This window comes from Mongoliimonas terrestris, from assembly GCF_001927285.1.
GTDB classification, from domain to species: domain Bacteria; phylum Pseudomonadota; class Alphaproteobacteria; order Rhizobiales; family Pleomorphomonadaceae; genus Chthonobacter; species Chthonobacter terrestris.
Genome location: NZ_MSIG01000012.1, coordinates 110,410 through 127,766, shown reverse-complemented (window position 1 = coordinate 127,766; position 17,357 = coordinate 110,410). Strand labels below are relative to the sequence as shown.

General features: G+C 70.6%; 13 protein-coding genes. 9 read left to right on the top strand and 4 right to left on the bottom strand.

Annotated features, from left to right (window positions below; genetic code table 11):
- The first annotated feature begins 73 nt into the window (after positions 1-73).
- The 7 genes from BUQ68_RS16985 (at position 74) to BUQ68_RS16955 (ending at position 8,314) form a co-directional block, all read left to right on the top strand.
- Positions 74-1,336 carry an ROK family transcriptional regulator gene (locus tag BUQ68_RS16985; protein WP_210215656.1) on the top strand — a complete coding sequence of 421 codons (1,263 nt, stop codon included), beginning with the start codon at positions 74-76 and terminating at the stop codon, positions 1,334-1,336.
- Complete coding sequence (locus tag BUQ68_RS16980) at positions 1,323-2,867, top strand: sugar ABC transporter ATP-binding protein (RefSeq protein ID WP_075217192.1); 1,545 nt, start codon at positions 1,323-1,325, stop codon at positions 2,865-2,867. The genes BUQ68_RS16985 and BUQ68_RS16980 overlap by 14 nt, the downstream gene beginning before the upstream one ends.
- Before the next feature lie 53 nt (positions 2,868-2,920).
- The gene (locus BUQ68_RS16975) at positions 2,921-3,931 is read left to right on the top strand and encodes an ABC transporter permease subunit (RefSeq protein ID WP_075217191.1); all 1,011 of its coding nucleotides are present in this window, start codon (positions 2,921-2,923) and stop codon (positions 3,929-3,931) included.
- 243 nt (positions 3,932-4,174) lie between these two features.
- Positions 4,175-5,116, top strand: coding sequence for an ABC transporter substrate-binding protein (locus tag BUQ68_RS16970; RefSeq protein WP_075217190.1), 942 nt, complete (start codon positions 4,175-4,177; stop codon positions 5,114-5,116).
- A 210-nt stretch (positions 5,117-5,326) separates the two neighbouring features.
- Complete coding sequence (locus tag BUQ68_RS16965; RefSeq protein WP_075217189.1) at positions 5,327-6,349, top strand: Gfo/Idh/MocA family protein; 1,023 nt, start codon at positions 5,327-5,329, stop codon at positions 6,347-6,349.
- A 415-nt stretch (positions 6,350-6,764) separates the two neighbouring features.
- A complete protein-coding gene (locus BUQ68_RS16960) occupies positions 6,765-7,514 on the top strand; it encodes a FadR/GntR family transcriptional regulator (protein WP_075217188.1) in 750 nt (249 codons plus the stop codon).
- Between the two features lie 194 nt (positions 7,515-7,708).
- On the top strand, positions 7,709-8,314 hold the full coding sequence (locus tag BUQ68_RS16955; protein ID WP_075217187.1) for a hypothetical protein: 606 nt from the start codon (positions 7,709-7,711) through the stop codon (positions 8,312-8,314).
- Positions 8,315-8,337: 23 nt separating this feature from the next.
- Here BUQ68_RS16955 and BUQ68_RS16950 read toward each other — a convergent pair whose 3' ends face one another.
- Positions 8,338-9,237 carry a metallophosphoesterase family protein gene (locus BUQ68_RS16950; RefSeq protein ID WP_075217186.1) on the bottom strand — a complete coding sequence of 300 codons (900 nt, stop codon included), beginning with the start codon at positions 9,235-9,237 and terminating at the stop codon, positions 8,338-8,340.
- 486 nt (positions 9,238-9,723) lie between these two features.
- On the opposite strand from BUQ68_RS16950, the gene BUQ68_RS16945 reads away from it, so the two are divergent.
- Both BUQ68_RS16945 and BUQ68_RS16940 read left to right on the top strand, forming a co-directional pair.
- Positions 9,724-10,200, top strand: a complete 477-nt coding sequence (locus BUQ68_RS16945; protein ID WP_075217185.1) for an NUDIX domain-containing protein — start codon at positions 9,724-9,726, stop codon at positions 10,198-10,200.
- 423 nt (positions 10,201-10,623) lie between these two features.
- Positions 10,624-11,172: a GNAT family N-acetyltransferase gene (locus tag BUQ68_RS16940; RefSeq protein WP_083656656.1), complete on the top strand. Its 549-nt coding sequence runs from the start codon at positions 10,624-10,626 to the stop codon at positions 11,170-11,172.
- A gap of 325 nt (positions 11,173-11,497) precedes the next feature.
- On the opposite strand, the gene BUQ68_RS16935 is transcribed toward BUQ68_RS16940, so the two are convergent.
- From BUQ68_RS16935 to BUQ68_RS16925, 3 genes are read right to left on the bottom strand one after another with little or no spacing between them, the layout of a single operon-like run.
- Entirely contained in the window at positions 11,498-13,570 is a 2,073-nt protein-coding gene (locus tag BUQ68_RS16935) for a hypothetical protein (RefSeq protein WP_075217184.1), read from the bottom strand.
- 31 nt (positions 13,571-13,601) lie between these two features.
- Positions 13,602-16,427, bottom strand: a complete 2,826-nt coding sequence (locus BUQ68_RS16930) for a DUF4159 domain-containing protein (protein WP_075217183.1) — start codon at positions 16,425-16,427, stop codon at positions 13,602-13,604.
- On the bottom strand, positions 16,424-17,353 hold the full coding sequence (locus tag BUQ68_RS16925; RefSeq protein ID WP_075217182.1) for a DUF58 domain-containing protein: 930 nt from the start codon (positions 17,351-17,353) through the stop codon (positions 16,424-16,426). Before BUQ68_RS16925 ends, BUQ68_RS16930 begins: the two co-directional genes overlap by 4 nt.
- Positions 17,354-17,357: the final 4 nt, after the last annotated feature.

Below are 17,357 nucleotides of genomic sequence, written 5' to 3'. Positions count from 1 at the left end.
TAAATACTTCACAGTGAATTAATAAAGATGACGTGCTCCGAATGTGAGCGCGCCGCTCTGGGAGGAGCATGTCGTGCCGGTTCGCATCACGCGGACGGGGCAGGGGTCGAATTCGGCCCAGCTTCGCCATTTCAACGAACGGATCGTGCTGCAGGCGCTGCGCCGGCTCGGCGAAGCGTCGAAGGCCGATCTGGCGCGGGCGGCGGGGCTGACCAACAATGCGGTCGGCGGAATCATCCGGGACCTGGAGGCGCAAGGGCTCGTCCGCGACGTGGGCAAGAAGCGCGAGGGGCAGCGCGGGCAGCCGGCCACCATGCTGACGCTCGACCCGACCGGCGCCTTTGCGATCGGGGTGCGGCTCGACCGGGTGGGCATCGAGGTGGTGCGGGTGGATTTCGGCGGGCGCATCCTCGCCCATCGCGGCCACGACCGGGTGCTGCCGGCGCCGGACGAGGTGCTGGAGCTGGTGCTCGACGATATCGAAAGCCTGCTGGCCGAGGTGCCGGCGGGCGAGCGCGGCCGGCTCTCCGGCATCGGGGTGGCGCAGCCCTACAACCTCGGCAGCTGGTTGCGCGAACTGGAGCTGCCGTCGTCGTCCTTCAAGCTCTGGGACGACTACGACTTCGCCCTCGCCCTCGGCCGGGCGACTGGCCAGACGGTGTTTGCCGAGAACGACGGCAACGCGGCCGCCATCGCCGAACTCTTCTACGGCAAGGGCCGGCAGATCGACGATTTCCTCTACGTATTCATCGGCGGCGCCATCGGCGGCGGCCTGGTGATGGCGGGCGACTGCGTGCACGGGGTGGCGGGCAACGCCGGCGACATCGCCATGATGCCGGTGCCGGGCTCGCGGCTCGCCTCCGCGCCGGCGCCGACGCGGGCCTTCGACGTGCTGCTCACCCGCGCGTCGCTGACGGCGCTGAAGCGGCATCTGGCCTGGCACGGCATCGCGGCGAACAGCCTGAAGGAGGTGTCGGCGGTGTTGGCGCGCCGGCCCCGACCGCAGGCGGTGGCCGAGTGGATCGACGACTGCGTGGCGGCGCTGGTGCCGGCGCTGATGTCGGTGGTGTCGCTCATCGACATGCCGCACGTGGTGATCGACGCGGACGTGGACGGCGGCCTCCTCGACGACCTGATCGAGGATCTCGACCGGGCGATCGACCTGGCGAGCCCGGAGAGCGTGCGCCGGCCGCTGTTCTTCCGCGGCTCGTTCGGGCCGGACGCGGGCGCGCTCGGGGCCGCCACGCTGCCGCTCTTCTTCAACTTCTCTCCGCGGTCCTCGATCCTGACCGGGGCCGCCGGATCCATCCGGGAGACGACCCATGCAGCCGAATAAGGCGCCCATCCTGGAAATGCGCGGCATCTCCAAGACCTTTCCGGGCGTGCGTGCGCTCGCCGGCGTGGACCTCACCGTCTATCCGGGCGAGGTGCACGCGCTGATGGGGGAGAACGGCGCCGGCAAGTCGACGCTCATGAAGATCCTCTCCGGCGCCTACACGGCGGACCCGGGCGGCGAGATCCGGGTGGAAGGCCGGCCGGTGACCATCGACGGGCCGCTCTCCGCCAAGCAGCTCGGCGTGGCGGTGATCTACCAGGAGCTGGCGCTCGCGCCCAACCTCAGCGTGGCGGAGAACATCTATCTCGGCCGCGAGGCGAAGGCCGGCGGCCAGGTGGACCGCAAGGCCATGAAGGAGGGCTGCCGATCGGTGCTCGACCGGCTGGGCGCCGGGTTCGGACCCTCCACGCTGGTGCAGGACCTCTCCATCGCCGAGCGGCAGCTGGTGGAGATCGCCCGCGCCATCCACGCCAACGCCCGCATCCTGGTGATGGACGAGCCCACGACGGCGCTTTCCAGCCGCGAGACGGACCGCCTGTTCGACCTGATCCGGCAGCTGCGCCGGGAGGGGCTCGCCATCATCTACATCTCGCACCGGATGGCGGAGGTGTATGAGCTTTCCGACCGCTGCTCGGTGCTGCGGGACGGCTCCTACGTGGGCACGCTGGCGCGCAGCGACCTCAGCGCCGAGGCGCTCGTCAAGATGATGGTCGGCCGCGACCTCTCCAAGTTCTACAAGAAGGACCACGACGCCCACGGCAGCCGCGGGCCGGTGATCCTGAAGGTGGACGGCGTCGGCGACGGCGGGCGGGTGAAGCCGTGCTCGTTCGAGCTGCACCAGGGCGAGGTGCTGGGCATCGCCGGCCTCGTCGGATCGGGGCGGACGGAGCTTGCCCGGCTGATCTACGGGGCGGAGGTGCGCGCGAGCGGCACCATCACCCTGATGGGCAAGCCGATCGACCCGCGAACGCCGCAGGACGCCATCAACGCCGGGCTCGTCTACCTCACCGAGGACCGCAAGGGGCAGGGCCTCTTCCTCGACATGTCGGTGGCCGACAACATCAACCTCGGGGTGATCGGCCGCGATGCCCGCCTGTTCGGCATCCTCGACCGGGGCAAGGCGCGCGAGCGGGCGGCGGAGGGCATCCGCTCCCTGTCGATCCGGGTGGCCGGGCCGCAGGTGGAAGTGGGGTCGCTCTCCGGCGGCAACCAGCAGAAGGTGCTGCTCTCGCGCCTCCTGGAGACGCGGCCGAAAGTGCTGATCCTCGACGAGCCGACCCGCGGCGTCGACATCGGCGCCAAGTCGGAGATCTACCGGATCATCGACGATCTCGCCAAATCCGGCGTCGGCGTGATCGTGATCTCGTCGGAACTGCCCGAGGTGGTGGGCATCGCCGACCGGGTGCTGGTGATGCGCGAGGGGCATATCGCCGGCGAAGTCGGCGGCGCCTCGGGCACGCCGGCCACCCAGGAGACCATCATCGCCTACGCCACCGGGGCCGCCACCGCGCCCCGGGCTGCCCACCCCTGACCCTTTCGTCCCGACATCCGCCCCCGACCGCGGATCTCCATGGAGCTCGCCCGATGGCCGACCAGACCACAACCGCTACCGGCACCGGCGGGGCCGACCGCGCCGCCGCCGCCCGCAAGATGCGGATCCAGACCATCATCCGCACTGTCGGCATGCTGCCGGTGCTGATCATCCTGGCGATCGCGTTCGAAGCGATGACCGGGCGCTTCATGTCGGGCCAGAACCTCTCGATCGTCGCCCAGCAGGCGGCCATCAACATCGTGCTGGCGGCCGGCATGACCATGGTGATCCTGACCGGCGGCATCGACCTGTCGGTGGGCTCCATCCTGGCGGCGGCGGCCATGGGCGCGGTGATCGGCTCGCTGATCCCGGAAGCCGGCATGCTGGGCATCCCGTTCGCGCTCGCCATCGGCCTCCTGTTCGGCCTCGTCAACGGGGCGCTGATCGCCTTCGTGAAGCTGCCACCCTTCATCGTGACATTGGGCGCGCTGACCGCGGTGCGCGGCGTCGCGCGCCTCCTCGGCAACGACACCACGGTGTTCAACTCCAACCTGCCGTTCGCCTTCATCGGCAACGGGACGCTGTTCGGGGTGCCGTGGCTGGTGGTGATCGCCTTCGCGACCATCCTGGTCTCGTGGTTCATCCTCCGGCGGACGGTGCTCGGCGTGCACATCTACGCGGTCGGCGGCAACCCGGACGCGGCGCGGCTCTCCGGCATCAAGGTGTGGGCGGTGCTCCTCTTCGTCTATGGCTTCTCGGGCCTGATGGCCGGCCTTGGCGGCGTGATGAGCGCGGCCCGGCTCTACGCGGCCAACGGCCTGCAGCTCGGCCAGAGCTACGAGCTCGACGCCATCGCGGCGGTGATCCTCGGCGGCACGTCCTTCGTCGGCGGCATCGGGTCGATCTGGGGCACGCTGATCGGCGCGCTGATCATCGCGGTGCTGACCAACGGGCTGATCCTCACCGGCGTCAGCGACATCTGGCAGTACATCATCAAGGGCCTGGTGATCATCGGCGCGGTGGCGCTCGACCGCTACCGGACCAAGGGTTCGGCCCGCACCTGACGGGCCGCTGACATTCCGGGCGGCTTCGGCCGCCCCGGCCGGACGGCCTCTGCCGTCCGCCAAAGGCTCGGGCGGCCGCCCGGGGGAGACGGGTGGAACCCGTCGCCCCCGGTGGCCTGCCCCGGGAGAAACCGGCGACCGCGACCCTTAAGGGATGAGGGGGCGGGCGCCGGATCGGAGAAACCGCCGGTCCGCGAGTGGAATCAGGAACCGGCGGATATCACCCAGGAGGAGATCAAGCTCATGACGTCCAAGACCATTCTTCTCGCCGCCGTCGCCGCCCTGGCGATGACCGGCGCCGCCGCCGCCAAGGACCTGAACAAGATCGGCATCTCGCTCGGCTCCATGGGCAACCCGTTCTTCGTGGCCCTGGCCGACGGCGCGACCGCCAAGGCCAAGGAAATCAACCCGAACGCGGAAGTGCTGACGGTCGGCTACGACTACGACCTCAACAAGCAGTTCACCCAGATCGACAACTTCATCGCCGCCGGCGTCGACCTGATCCTTCTCAACCCGGGCGACCCGAACGCCATCGAGCCCGCGATCAAGCGCGCCCAGGCGGCCGGCATCATCGTCGTCGCCGTGGACACCGCCGCCAAGGGCGCCGACGCCACCGTGACCACGAACAACGTCCAGGCCGGCGAGATCGCCTGCCAGTACATCGTGGACAAGCTGAACGGCCAGGGCAAAGTGATCATCCAGAACGGCCCGCAAGTCTCTGCGGTGATTGATCGCGTCAACGGCTGCAAGAGCGTGTTCGAGAAGGCGTCCGGCATCGAGGTGCTGTCGTCGGACCAGGACGGCAAGGGCTCGCGCGACGGCGGTCTGGCGGTGGCGCAGGGTCACCTGACCCGCTTCCAGGAAGTGGACGCGATCTTCGCCATCAACGACCCGCAGGCGATCGGCACGGATCTGGCGGCCAAGCAGCTCGGCCGAAACGAGATCATCATCACCTCCGTGGACGGCGCGCCGGACATCGAGGCGTCGCTGAAGGACCCGAACTCGCCGATGATCCACGCCTCGGCGAGCCAGGACCCCTATGCGATGGCGCAGCTCGCCACCGAGATCGGCGCCAAGCTGCTCAACGGCGAGAAGCCGGCGGAAACCGTGACGCTGCTGCCCTCCACCCTCGTCACCCGCGACAACATCGGCGAGTACAAGGGCTGGACCGCCCCGCGCAGCTGAAGTCGCAGTCCTTTGTCCTCGTCAGGGTCGGGTCTCGCGGACCCTGACGGTGGCGGATGAGACGGATATCGCCGCCCGGTGCAAGCCGGGCGGCGTTTTCTCTGGCGTGGCCGTGCGCGGGCGGCGCGTGATTCGACAAGATGGCGGTGAGGCCGACGGGCTTGTAGAACCGGGGGATCCGGCCCGACCCAGACCCGCAAGAGGCACCCCATGGCCCCCGTCCGCCCCGTTCGCATCGGTATTCTCTCCACCGCCAAGATCGCCCGCGAGAAGGTGATCCCGGGCTTCCGGACCACGCCCTGGCTGGAGGTGGCGGCGCTCGCCTCGCGCGATGCCGAAAGGGCGGCGGCGACGGCGGCAGCGCTCGGGATTCCGGCCTCCTTCGGCTCCTACGAGGCGCTCCTGGCGGACCCGACCATCGAGGCGGTCTACATCCCGACGCCGAACGACAGCCACGTGGACCTGTCGCTGCAGGCGGCCGCGGCGGGCAAGCACGTGCTTTCGGAAAAGCCGGGCGGCATGAACGCGGCCGACGCGGAGCGGCTGCTCGCGTTGCCGGCGGGCATCGTTTACCTGGAAGCCTTCATGGTGCGTTTCCATCCGCAGTGGATCGCCGTGCGGGACATGGTGCGGACCGGCCGGATCGGCAGCCCGGTGGGCGTGCAGGCCTGGTTCAGCTACGCCAACGCGGATCCCGGCAACATCCGCAACAAGCCGGAGACCGGCGGCGGCGCGGCCCTCGACATCGGCTGCTACCCGATCGTGGTCTCCCGCTTCGTGCTCGACGCGGAGCCGACCCGGCTGGTCTCGCTGGTGGACCGCGACCCGACGTTCGGCACCGACCGGCTGACGAGCGCGCTCATCGACTTCGGCGACGGGCGGCACCTGACCTTTACGGTCGGCACCCAGTGCACGCCGCACCAGCGGGTGACCGTGGTCGGCACCAAGGGCAGGGTGGAGGTGCTGATCCCGTTCAATGCGCCGCAGGGCGAAGAAACGGTGCTGAAATTTTACGATGGGAACTATCTCGGGGACGAGGGCGCGGAACTAATGATCCTGCCGCGATCGGACCAGTATGGGTTGCAGGGCGAGGCCTTCGCCAAGGCCATCCGGGAGGAGGCCGTGCTGCCTTACGGGCCTTCCGATACGGTCCGCATGATGCGGATCCTGGACGCCGTCTTCGCGTCGGAAACCGCTGCCGGATGGGTGGATCTGACAGAGAAGGGCCGGTGAAATCCACCACAGCGGCGCTCCCGTTCGCCGAATCGAGAGCGGCTATACCTGCACGGTTCTGCGCCAAGTTCGATCGAGGTGCGTTTCCCGCAGCCTGCGACACCTTCAACCCTCGAAAAAAAATCCGACATGGAACGCCGGGCGACAATGTCGCTCCGGGGGCCAAAGCGTCCGGAAATTCATGGAGTTGCAACCGTTTATTGATTGTGCCGTATAGGCATTATTGACAGTTTTGGCGCCGCTTCGCCCTTGTCCTTCCGGTAAAGCAGGACCTCTGGCTGGTTGCATTTTCGCGAGCCTTCCGTAATTTTCCACTGCGAAACATGCGCATAAGCAACGCATACGTCGCGGACGGCGCCCACCGCATCTGCGGCGTGGCGTCGTCGGGAGCCGCGAGAAGGGGCAGACACGGGCGATGTACTTCAGCGACGGGGTGCCTTCGGGACGGGTGAGGCGGAACCTCCATGAACAGATCGCCCATGCCATCGGTCAGCAGATCGTGCGGGGCGACTATCAGGAGGGCGCGCTGCTGCCGACCGAAGTCGCGCTGGCGGAGCGGTTCAGGGTGTCGCGGACGGCGGTTCGCGAGGCCTTCCGCATCCTGGCGGCCAAGGGGCTGACCAACTCACGCCCCAAGATCGGCACCAGGGTCCGGCCGCGCGGCCAGTGGAACATCCTCGACCACGAAGTGCTGGCCTGGCATCTGACCGAGCCGGTGAACGAGGTCTTCCTGAAGTCGCTGTTCGAGCTGAGGCTGCTGGTGGAACCGGAGGCGGCCGCCTTCGCCGCCGACCGGCGGGCCGATCGCCACCTGGCGACCATGGAGAAGGCCATCCTGATGATGGAGCGCTCCTCCACGCGCGACCACATGATCGAAGGCATCCTGACCTTCCACGAGGCCGTTCTGGACGCGGCCGGCAATCCGCTGCTCCGGTCGCTCGGCACCCTGATCGAATCGGTGATGCGGTTGTCGCTGTCCTGGGAACCGAAGCTGGACCCGACGGCCCAGGACACGGCGTTCCGGGACTTAGTGGCCTCCCACGCCGTCGTGCTGGACGCGATCCGGGCGGGCGACGCGCATCTGGCGCGGACGCTGATTTCCAGCATCATCCACCTCAGCTACACGGACATCCAAGCCGGGGTGGTGCGCAACAGACCGCGCTGAGGCGTGCCGGTCCGCCGACGCACGCGCGATGGATTCCTGCGGCATGCGTCGCTCGGCGACTTAAAAAAGCCGAACCGATCCGTTAATCTTTCGTTCATCAAGGCTGCTGCGTGACGCCGTCGGCGGGCGAACGGTTGCGACCGGCGCACGACGGATCATGGCCGCGGCCTCAGACGGGGTTCGGGAGTTGAGTGATGAGCGAGCAGCTCGGCAGTGGAACCGGGGCGCCGAAAGTGCGCAGGCTGACGGATGCGGTCCGCCGGGTCAGAACCGCCGAGACGGAGCGCCTGGACTCCGTGGCGGATCTCCATGACGCCGAGCGCGCACGGCTCGGCATGTTGGCGGACGAACTGGCCGGCGTGTTCGGCGAGGTGCCGACCGACGACGTGTTCTTCATCTGCCGGGTCGACACCGGCACGCCGCCGCGCCTCTGGGTCGATCCGACCACCCACGTGGTGATCGGGCGCGACCGGCGTACCTATCGCCTGCTGAAGGACACGCGCCTTGGCCGGACGGTGCTCCACGAGACCGCCGATCTGCAGGCCATGGCCGACCAGGTGACCGACTATATGGCCGAGCGCACCGTGGAGCGCGAGCGGGCGCTTGAAAGCGACTTCCTGCTGCGCAAGATGGCCTCCGCTGCTTCAGGCCCCGTGCCGCGCGGACAGGCGGTGGCCGGCGGACGCGACGCGGAGCCCGCGCGCGGCGGGTCGTCCCTGATCTGGGGACTGATCGCCTTCCTGTTCGGCCTGTCGGCGGGCGTCTTCGGTCTGTTCGCCTATGCGTGGCTGATGACCTGACCGACCCTGGATGACAGGGGTCGTCAGACCCGGATCATCCACCGGCTTTCACCCAGCCGCTCGAACGGGCCGCCGGGCCTGAGGATGCGGTGCTCGATCTGGTTGATCGCCCAGCCCGCGTCCTGGCGCTCGATGGTGAAGAGGTTGTAGCCGGACCCGGGCTTCGGCCCGGAGGGCTCCTGGCTGGCCGACGGGACACCGACCACCGGCACCGGACCGTTCGGGCCATCCAGTTCCATCCGGGTTGCCAGATGAGTATGGCCGTGCAGCACCAGTTCGGCGCCGCTCTGGCGAATGGCCGTCCGCACCCGGCTGCCGCCGATCAGGCGCTTGTGCCATTCGGTGGAGCCGCGGATCGGCGGATGGTGGATGAGCACCACCCGGCAGAGCCCCTCGCGTCCGAGCGCCTCCAGCCGTTCGGCGAGAAGCGTGGCCTGGGGCACCGACACGTGGCCGGTGGCCATGAAGGGTCCGGACGCGCGCGCCGTGGACACGCCGACGATCGCAATCGGACCGCGGCGGCGCACGAAGGGCCAGGACGGCGCGCCGCGGTCGTCGTCGCCCTGCATGTAGGGCCGCCAGGCTTCGGTGCAGCGGACGAGGGCGCCCGGCACGTAGGCATCGTGGTTGCCGGGTACGACCGAGACGTCGGCGCCGGGGCCGATGGACTGCAGGAAGCGGCTGGCAGGTTCCAACTCGGCGGGCAGGGCGATGTTGACGAGATCGCCGGTGACCGCCACGTGGTCCGGCCCGTCCGCCTTCACGGCGTCGATCAGGCGGGCGAGCAGGTCGCCCCGCATGGCGACCGCGCGGTTGCGGTGCCAGTTGATGTAGCCGAGGAGCCGCTTCGACGCGAGGTCGGCGACCGAGGCGGCCGGCAGCGGGCCGATGTGGGGATCGGACAGGTGGGCGAGACGGAACATGGTCGAGCCCTACAGACCCGGCGTGTCGAGGGCAAGCGACACGATGCCGAAATGGCCCGGTTCCCCGCACACGAAACCGCCCTGGCCGCGGCGACCGAAGCGGGCGCGGACCAGGGCGGGGATGGTGGTGCGGGACGTGGGGTCGGGACCGAGGGCGGCGCACCCGGCGGAGCCGGCGGCCGGCCCGACGCGTCAGCGCGCGGCGAGCGCGATGAGGGTGGCGACGACGCGGGGGTTGGTCACGTCGACGGCGGGCGCCCACTGGAAGCGGGGAGCACGGGTGCCGCGACGGCTGAACAGGGAAAACATGATAACCTTTAAGGTCTTTTACGGGACGATCGGGACTGTTGGTCCCAGGATCGACTGAGGATGTAGCACTTGGCCTACTTCTGAGCCATATGCTAGCGAGCGGAGCAGACCCGCGCCTAACGCATGATCAAGTTGACTAATACTTAGCCAATCATCACGGATTCTCGCGAGGTTTGAATGATCCGCATTCCTGGAGCCCTGGAACCCCGCCTGCGATCCGTGCAGTCGCTGATGCTGCGGGTGACCAAGGGGTTGACCTTCGGCATCCGCGGCTTCGTCACGGACGCGGACGGCGGCGTGCTCCTGGTGCGGCATTCCTATGTGCCGGGCTGGCACCTGCCGGGCGGATCGGTGGATCCGGGCGAGACGGCGGCCGAGGCGGTGGTGCGGGAGGTCCGGGAGGAGACGGCGGTGGAAGCGGCCGGGCCGCTCCGCCTGATGAGCGTGCATTTCAACAAGGCCATGGCGGGGCGCGACCATGTGGCCGTCTATCATGTGCCGGCCTGGCGTCAGCCGTCGCCCTTCGTGCCGAACCGGGAGATCCTGGAGGCGCGCTTCTTCTCCATGGAGGATCTGCCGGCCGACACGCAGGGCGGGTCGCGCCGCCGGGTCGACGAGTTCCTGGGCCGGGCGGCTGTGTCGGATCTCTGGTGACGGGGCGGTGGCCGTGGGCCTCCGGGCGCACCTAGGCGCGCGTCTGGGCGTGCTTGTGAGGCGTGCGCGGTCGTGCTACAGGCGAATTTGCGCGGATCCGACGGGGATCCGGCAAGGATCGGGTGACGCGTTCAGGCATGGCCTGCGGCGACCCGGCGAAACGGGACGGGCGATGATCCAGGGTGCGGATCTGCGACGACGACGGATGGACCGTGGCTTCCTGCCGCGTCCGTTTCGCGTACCCGTCTTCTGACGCGCCCAAAGGCACCGTCCGCCGGCTTCGGCTGACCGGAGGCCCCGGGCGGTTTCCTCGACGATCCGACCGGCCCGAGGTGGCCCGATCGTCATGACGGAGCGGTCGCGACCGCGGACACTGAACGGCGCACGCACACTTCCGCCTCCTGATCCGACGAGCCGCCTTCCATGACCGCTGCCAAGTCCGCCGACCTGCCGAGCCAGCCGATCCCCGCCGCCGCCTTCCTGGCGGGCCTCACCATCCGCCCCGAGCGCGCCGACGACGCGGCGGCGGTGGAGGCCCTGCACGCGGCCGTGTTCGGCCCCGGCCGCTTTGCCCGCACGGCCTTTCGCCTGCGCGAAGGCGTGCCGCACGACCCGGCCCTCAGCCTGGTGGCGCTGAAAGGCGACGCTCTGGTCGGCGCGGTGCGGCTCACCCCCATGCGCATCGGCGCCACGCCGGCGCTTTTCCTCGGGCCGCTCTGCGTGCGCCCGGAGCTGAAGAACCTCGGCGTCGGCAAGACGCTGATGCGCCGCTCCATGGAGGCGGCGCGGGTGGAGGGGCACCGGCTCGTGCTGCTCGTGGGGGATCTGCCCTACTACTGGCCGTTCGGATTTCGGGCGGTGCCGGGCGGCGCGGTGACGATGCCGGGGCCGGTCGATCCGGCACGGCTGCTCTGGGCGGAACTGGTGGCCGGGGCGAGCGACGGGGTGCGGGGGGACGCGCGCGGGGGGTGATGGGGGAGGGGATGTGGGGCCTACCCTCCCATCGTCATGGTCCGCGAAGGCAGACCAGCCACGCCTATCGCGACGATGTCGGTCGGTGAAAGCGTGGGTGGTCCGCCTTCGCGGACCATGACGGCGGAGGGCGGGAATGGCCGGCGACCCCTCCCCGACGGCCGGAAGCCGTCGACCCTCCCCGCGCCGTCAACCCTCCCCGCATGGGGGAGGGTGGGGGGCGTGGTCTGGCCGGACCGCTTTTCGACGGGCGTTCGCCGCCGGTGACGCATCCTCGCCATCGTCATGGTCCGCGAAGGCGGACCACCCACGCTTTCCCCAGTCGTCAGCGGCCTTCGCGCCACCACGTCGTGCCGAGGGCGGCGAGGAAGAGGGCGAGGCCGAGGAAGCCGGCGAGGAGGCGGGTGCGTTCGATGCCGGTGACCTCGTAGGCGTCGGTCATGTCGAGGCCGATCCAGCCGGCGCCGCCGAAGGTGCTGCCGCCGCGCTGCGGCACCACGCGCGGGACGACCGGCGTGTCGTCGGCACCGTCCTTCAGGCGCTGGACGCTGCCGTTGGTGGCCTCCGTGATGGGGGCCAGCAGGTCCGTGGTGGAGATCAGCGAGCGATACTCCTTCGGATCCGTGGGGCCGACGTGGGCAAGAGCGGTGCGCTCGCCGTCGGTCGCCTGATAGAGGCCGAAAGGCGCCTCGTCGATGGACGCACGGAAGAGGCCGGGCTCGGCCTCCGTCAGCGGCATCTCGCGGACCTCGCCGGTCGGCATGGTGACGCGGACGGGCGCGACGGCGTCCTCCAGGGTCTGGCGCTCGACCACGAGGTCGCCCGCCTCAGCCATCAGGCGGAGGGTCTCCTCTTCGAGGTCCGGTTCCTTCATCAGCCAGTGGGCGAGGCGGCGCAGAAGCGGCACGTGCGGGCCGCCGCCCTCGAAGTTGCGCGCCCAGAGCCAGACTTGGTCAGACAGGAGCATGGCGACGCGGCCCTCGCCCTCGCGGGAGAGGACCAGCAGCGGCTTGTCGTCGGGGCCGTTCATGATGGTCTCGCCGCGGTCGGCGACCGCGTCGATCAGGCGGAACCAGCGCGACCACGCGGGCGGCGAGGCCTCCGAGCCCGGCAGGTCGCGGGTGACGGGATGGCGGGCGCCGATCTCGGTCACGTCCGCCCGGAAGGGCGTCTCCACGGTGTCGCCGGTCGGGCGCGCCGGGAGGGTGGGGGCGAGGGGGGTGTCGTAGACGCTGTCGTTGCTCTCCCCGTCCGGACCGGCGGCGATCAGAACGGCGCCGCCCTCGGCCACATAGCGCGCGATGTTGTCGAAGTAGATGAGCGGCAGCACGCCGCGCCGCTGGTAGCGGTCGAAGATGATGAGGTCGAACTCGTCGATCTTGGTGGCGAACAGCTCGCGGGTCGGGAAGGCGATCAGCGACAGTTCGTTGATCGGCGTACCGTCCTGCTTTTCCGGCGGGCGCAGGATGGTGAAGTGGACGAGGTCCACAGAGGCGTCCGACTTCAGGAGGTTGCGCCAGGTGCGCTCGCCCGCGTGCGGCTCGCCGGAGACGAGGAGGACACGGAGGTTCTCCCGGATGCCCTCCACGACGGCGACGGCCTTGTTGTTGATGGGCGAGAGCTCGCCGTCGATCACCTCGGTCTCGACCTCGAAGATGTTCGGGCCGCCGTGGGCGATCTCCACGTCGATGGAGAACTCCTGGCCGGAGCCGACGTCGAGGCGGGTCAGCACCTCGCCGTCGCGCTTCACCACCACGGCGGCCGGGCCGCCGGTGCCGGCGCCCTGGTCGTCGATGCGAAGCCGCAGGGTCTGGGTGCTGTCCACGAGGCCGAACTTCGGCGCCGACACGAGCGCCATGCGCCGGTCGATCTCCTCGGTGTGGCCGGTGACGAGGGCGTGCACGGGCGCGTTGAAGCCGAGCTTTTCGGCGCTTTCCGGCACGTCGTGCACTTCGCCGTCGGTGACGGCGACAATGCCGGCCACCCGGTCGGGCGGCACGTCGGCAAGCGCGCGGGAGACGTCGGAAAAGAGCGTCGTGCCGTCGCCGGTGCCGGTGCGGGCGGTCTCCACCACGCGCACGTCGAGGCCCGGCAGGCGGCGGAGCCGTTCGGTAAGGGCGGCGACGGTGGCGTCGGTATCGGCCCGGCGGGTCTCCACCTCCTGGGAGGCGGAGCGGTCGGCCACGATGGCGACGACGCTTTCGAGGGGCGCGCGCTCCTCGCGCACCAGCGACGGGTCCGCCAGGGCGCCGAGAAGGGCCAGGAAGACGAGACCGCGCAGGAGCGCGCCGCGGATGCGGCGAACGGCCCCGAAGGCCACCAGGGCGATGGCGATCAGCGCCAGGACGGCGAGCGCCCACCATGGCAGGAAGGGATCGAAAGCGAGGGACCAGGCCAAGGGCGAATCTTCCTTGTGTCCGAACGATGTCCTATTGCCCGAGGCGCTCCAGGAGCGCCGGGACGTGGACCTGATCGGCCTTGTAGTTGCCCGTCAGGCTGTACATGACGATGTTGACGCCGGCGCGGAGCGCGAACTCCCGCTGGCGGGGCTCGCCCGGCACCACCGGGTAGAGGAACTGGCCGGCGTCGTCGGCCGCCCAGGCGCCGGCGAAGTCGTTGCCGGTGATCAGGATGGGCGACACGCCGTCGCCGGTGCGCACCGGCCGGACGTCGCCGCCCTCGGCCTCGGCTTCTGCTTCCGCCGACGCGGAGGCCTCCACCCAGAGCGGGCTGCCCACATAGCGGCCGGGGAAATCGGCCATCAGGTAGAAGGCCTTGGTGAGCACGTGGTCGGGCGGCACGGGCTCCAGCGCCGGCACGTCCAGGGTGGAGAGCATGTCGCGCAGGCGCTCCGACGAGGGCGTGGAGCCGCCCTGGATGTTGGAGAACTGGTCCCGGGTATCGAAGAGCACGGTGCCGCCGGTCTTCATGAAGGCGTCGATGCGCGCCATGGTCTCGTCGGTCGGCGGCAAGGTGGACGGGTCGATCGGCCAGTAGATGAGCGGAAAGAGGCTGAGCTCGTCGCTCTCCGGATCAAGCCCCACCGGCTCGCCCCCCTCCAGCGCCGTGCGGGCGGCGAGGAAGCGTGTGAGCGCCCAAAGGCCGAGGCGGCTCGTCTCGTCCACCTCGCTGTCGCCGGTCCGGATGTAGGCGAGGCGAGTGACCGAGACGGCGTCGACGATCGCCTGCTCCTCCGGGGTTAGGCCCTGGGCCTTGGCGTCGGGGACCGACGCGAGGGTGCCAAGGCCCACCGCGAGCGCCAGCGCCGCCGGGGCGGCGCGGCGGCGGATCAGGGCGCCGATGCCGCCGACGAGGACGAGCACCGCGATGGCGTCGATCACCAGGAGCAGGAAGGCCGTGGAGAAGAGCCAGGGCTCCAGCGGCACGCCGGTGTCGGTGGCGAGCGGCGCGCGGGTGGCGTCGTCCAGGCCGGAGAGGTCGAGGCGGGCGAAGGGCGTGTCGGGGCGCATCAGGTTCACCGCTCGGAAGGCGTCATCGGTGCCGTAAAGGCCGGGCGGCGTTTCGCGGCTCGCGGTCACCGTCCCGAAGGCGGTGGACGGGATGCCGCGCACGTCGGACGGCGGCGAGGTGAGCCGGCCGCGACCGTCGAGGACGGAGAGCGGCGCGAGCAGCGCGTCGGTGGTGACCGTGCGGTCGCCGGTGGCCGGGCCGCCGGCCTGCCCGAGGGCGACCGTGCGGCGGAGCATCTCGACGAACGCGCCGGAGATCGGGAGGTTCGACCAGGTGGTGTCGGCGGTCACGTGGAAGAGCACGAGCCAGCCGGCGCCGACCGGGCGGGCGGTGACGAGTGGAGTGCCGTCGGAAAGGGTCGCCCAGGTGTTGGCGTCGAGGTCGGGCGACGGCTCGGCGAGCACCTGGCGCTCCACGGCGACGTCGTTCGGCACGATCACGTCGGCATAGGGGCCGCCCTCGGAGAAGGCAGCGAGGGACTGGGGCTCCTCCCAGGAAAGGGAGCCGCCGAGGGTGCGGCCGCCGCGCCGGAGCGGCACCGGCACCAGTTCGTCCTCGCCGGCGGCCAGCCTGGGGCCGGCGAAGCGGATAAGCACGCCGCCGTTCTCCACGAAGGAGGCGACCGTCTCGGCGGTGTCGCCGCTGAGGGTGCCGACGTCCGCCATCACGATGGCGGCGATGCCCTCGTCCACATAGGCCTCCACGGCCGTGTCCACCGCGGGCGACCGGGGCTCGCGGATGTCGGCGAAGGGCGAGAGGGCGCGGGTGAGATAGTAGGTCGGCGACAGGAGCGGCTGGGCCCGGTCGGCGGTGGCTCCGGAGATGAGGCCGACGGTGCGCCGGCGCCAGCGGTCGTCGAGAAGCTGCACACCGGCGGTGCTGTTGCCGCCGACCACCTCGATGCGGGCGATCTCGTTGCGCAGCTCCAGCGGCAGGTTGAAGGCGACGGTCGCCTCCGTGGCGTCGCCCTCGAAGGCGAAGGGCTGCTCGTCGAGAAGCGTGCCGCGGCGGTCGACGGCGCGGAGCGTGCCGGTGGCGGCGGTCGCGGCATCGATACGCCGGACCGTGGTGGCAAGGCCCTCCGCGTCGTGCTCCACCGTGAGGGCGGCGACCGGTGGCGGGCTGTCGGCGCCGGCCACGGTGATGGCGGCCTCCGGGGCGAGGCCGCGGAGGCTTGCCGCGAAAGCGGCGCCGGAGCCGTCGTCCACCGGCTCGGCGAGCCAGACGATGTCGCCAGGGGCGGCGGTCTCGGCGGCGCGGGCGAGAGCCTGGGCGAGGGCGCCGTGATCCGGCGACCAGCCGCGCGGGGCGAGGGCCGCAAGGCGCGAGCGGGCGTCGGACGGATTGGCGGCGCCGATCTCGCGGGAGAGACCGTCGGCGGTGCCGACCACCAGCACCGGCCGGTCGGCGTCGGCAGCGTTGGTGATGACGCCCTCGGCGGTGGCGCGGCGCGCCTCCCAGTCCGGGCCGGCGGAGTAGCCGTTGTCGACGAGGAGCCAGACCGGGCCGGCACCGGTGAGCCGGTCGGCGGCGGGCCGGAAGGTGGGGCCGGCGAGCGCGATGATGACGAGGGCCGCGAGGAGGAGACGCAGGAGCGTCAGCCACCACGGGGTGCGGGCGGGTGTCTCCTCCTCCACGCGCACGTCGCTGAGAAGGCGCATGGGCGGGAAGGTGACGAGGCTCGGACGGGGCGGGGTGACCCGGAGGAGCCACCAGAGCACCGGCAGGGCGACAAGGCCGGCGAGCACCCAGGGCGCGGCGAAGGCAAGCGGCAGACCCATCATGCGGCGCCTCCGCCCACGCCCGTGTGCGCCATGCCGGCGGCAAGCCGTCCGTGCAGGCTGAGAAGCACCTCGGCGGCGGGCTTGTCGGTGTGGTGGATGAGGAAGCTCCAGCCGGACCGCCGGGTGGCGCGGGTGAGGAGATCGCGCTGGCGGGCGAGGGCGGCCAGATAGCCGCTCCGCCAGGCCTCGGCCCGGCCGGCGGTGAGGCGGCCGCCGGTCTCCGGGTCGACGAACTCGGTGCGGCCGGTGAACGGGAAGGTCTCCTCGATCGGGTCCATCACCTGGATGAGGTGGACCCGGGCGCCGGCACCGGACAGGCGGGCGAGTTCCGCCTCGATCACGTCGGGCGGATCGAGGAGATCGCCGAAGAGCACCACCTCGTGGAAGCGGCGGACGGCGGAGGAGACCGGACGGGCGGCGTCGTTCTCCAGGTGCGAGAGCGTCATGGCGAGCCGTTCGGCGGCGGCGCGGCTGGCGATCGGCCGGCCGTGACCGAGGAGGCCGATGCGCTCGCCGGAGCGGGCGAGGAGTTCGGCGAGCGCGATCATCAGCACCACCGCGCGGTCGCGCTTGGTGGCGGAGGAAAGGCGCGAGGCGAAGCGCATGGAGGCGGAGAGGTCGGCCCACATCCAGACCGTGTGGGCATTCTCCAGTTCCTGCTCGCGGACGTAGAGGTGGCCCTCGTCGCGCGCGGACCGGCGCCAGTCGATGCGGCGGGCGGGTTCGCCGAACTGGAAGGGGCGGAACTGCCAGAAGTCCTCCCCGTGGCCGGCGCGGCGCCGTCCGTGCCAGCCGGACGCCACCGTGTTGGCCACCTGGTGGGCCTCCACCAGCAGTTCCGGCAGGGAGGCGGCGAGCGACCGGGCGCTCGCCGTCATGGACGGCGTCAGGAGGGTGGCGTCGGCGGACCGGGGGGACACCGCCATCAGG

What these genes read in the sequence shown, in the direction of transcription:
- BUQ68_RS16925 (WP_075217182.1), bottom strand. Translation starts at nt 17,353, where the DNA reads ATGGCGGTGTCCCCCCGGTCCGCCGACGCCACCCTCCTGACGCCGTCC.
- BUQ68_RS16975 (WP_075217191.1), top strand. Translation starts at nt 2,921, where the DNA reads ATGGCCGACCAGACCACAACCGCTACCGGCACCGGCGGGGCCGACCGC.
- BUQ68_RS16955 (WP_075217187.1), top strand. Translation starts at nt 7,709, where the DNA reads ATGAGCGAGCAGCTCGGCAGTGGAACCGGGGCGCCGAAAGTGCGCAGG.
- BUQ68_RS16950 (WP_075217186.1), bottom strand. Translation starts at nt 9,237, where the DNA reads ATGTTCCGTCTCGCCCACCTGTCCGATCCCCACATCGGCCCGCTGCCG.
- BUQ68_RS16960 (WP_075217188.1), top strand. Translation starts at nt 6,765, where the DNA reads ATGTACTTCAGCGACGGGGTGCCTTCGGGACGGGTGAGGCGGAACCTC.
- BUQ68_RS16965 (WP_075217189.1), top strand. Translation starts at nt 5,327, where the DNA reads ATGGCCCCCGTCCGCCCCGTTCGCATCGGTATTCTCTCCACCGCCAAG.
- BUQ68_RS16970 (WP_075217190.1), top strand. Translation starts at nt 4,175, where the DNA reads ATGACGTCCAAGACCATTCTTCTCGCCGCCGTCGCCGCCCTGGCGATG.
- BUQ68_RS16945 (WP_075217185.1), top strand. Translation starts at nt 9,724, where the DNA reads ATGATCCGCATTCCTGGAGCCCTGGAACCCCGCCTGCGATCCGTGCAG.
- BUQ68_RS16980 (WP_075217192.1), top strand. Translation starts at nt 1,323, where the DNA reads ATGCAGCCGAATAAGGCGCCCATCCTGGAAATGCGCGGCATCTCCAAG.
- BUQ68_RS16940 (WP_083656656.1), top strand. Translation starts at nt 10,624, where the DNA reads ATGACCGCTGCCAAGTCCGCCGACCTGCCGAGCCAGCCGATCCCCGCC.
- BUQ68_RS16930 (WP_075217183.1), bottom strand. Translation starts at nt 16,427, where the DNA reads ATGATGGGTCTGCCGCTTGCCTTCGCCGCGCCCTGGGTGCTCGCCGGC.